General features: G+C 61.1%; 1 protein-coding gene. It reads left to right on the top strand.

The annotated features are described in order from the left end of the window. Positions 1-92: 92 nt before the first annotated feature. Positions 93-1,196: an ISAs1 family transposase gene (locus tag IC50_RS38180; protein WP_035716838.1), complete on the top strand. Its 1,104-nt coding sequence runs from the start codon at positions 93-95 to the stop codon at positions 1,194-1,196. The last annotated feature ends 7 nt before the right edge of the window (positions 1,197-1,203 follow it).

The following is a 1,203-nucleotide window of genomic DNA, read 5'->3' as shown; positions in this document are numbered from 1 at the left end:
GGCAGGGGAATCGCATGTGGATTTGAGGACGATGTTGCGCGGGCCCGCGATATGGATTCTGAAGAGGACTCCCGATTCGCCGAGGGGGTCGCATGCGCAAGATTCGCAGTATCTTCAGCACTTTGCCCGATCCGCGGGCGCCCAACGCACTGCACGATTTACTGGACATCATTGTCATCGCTCTGGCCACGGTGCTGTGCGGAGGACAGGGCGCGACGGATATGGAGGTGTTTGCATCCTCCAAGGAAAAGCTGTTGCGGCAATTCCTTCGCCTGGAGCACGGGCTTCCCAGTCACGATACGTTCAGCCGGGTCTTCAACGCGCTCGATCCGGAGGCCTTCGAGCAAGCCTTCCGAAGCTTTATGGCAGCATTCACAGAGGCCAACGGGATCAAGCTCACCGGCGTGGTGGCAGTCGATGGCAAAGCTGTTCGAGGGGCCTACGAACGCGGCCGCAGCGCCACGCCACTGCACATGGTCAATGTCTTCGCCACCGAAGCCCGCATGGCCCTGGCCGCATGCAAGGCGCCGGGCCGCAACGAAGCCCAAGGTGCCCTGGACGTGCTGCAGATGCTTTCGCTCGAGGGCTGCATCGTCACCGCCGACGCCCTGCATTGCAATCGTGCCTTCGCCAAGAAGGTGCTCGAGCGTGGCGCCCACTACGTGCTGGCCCTCAAGCAAAATCAGAGCAAACTGTTCGCGGAGGTCGAACGCTGCTTTGCCCGCTCGGGCAAGCGCAGCGTGGCACAACGGGTCGAGCCAAACACGCACGATCGATACGAATCCAGGCGAGCCACTGTCATGCGCAACACCGGTCTGGGTACGACAAACCGCTTTCCCGGCGTGGCGGCCGTGGCCCGCATCACCTCGCGCCGACGACTGCATGGCAGGCCGGCTGGGAAGCCGGCCGTGCGATATTACTTGTTGTCCAAATACCTGCCTGCAAGACGATTGTTGCAGATCGTCCGCAACCATTGGAGCATCGAGAATCAGTTGCACTGGGTACTCGACGTCGTCTTTGGCGAAGACACCTGCCGAACCAGAAAAAACAACGGCCCGGAGAACTTCGCGATCTTGCGGCGGGCCGCAATCAATCTCATCCGAGCCCACCCCGCCCGTATCTCCATGCGACAAAAGGTCAAACGGGCAGGCTGGGAAGACGCATTCCTTCTCAGCCTTATCGGTCACATGCGATAGCCCTGCC

Source organism: Bradyrhizobium genomosp. I (2014) (genome assembly GCF_000261685.1).
Taxonomy (GTDB): Bacteria; Pseudomonadota; Alphaproteobacteria; order Rhizobiales; family Xanthobacteraceae; genus Bradyrhizobium.
Note: the sequence above shows the minus strand (reverse complement) of the source record. Positions and strands in the feature narration are given on the sequence as shown.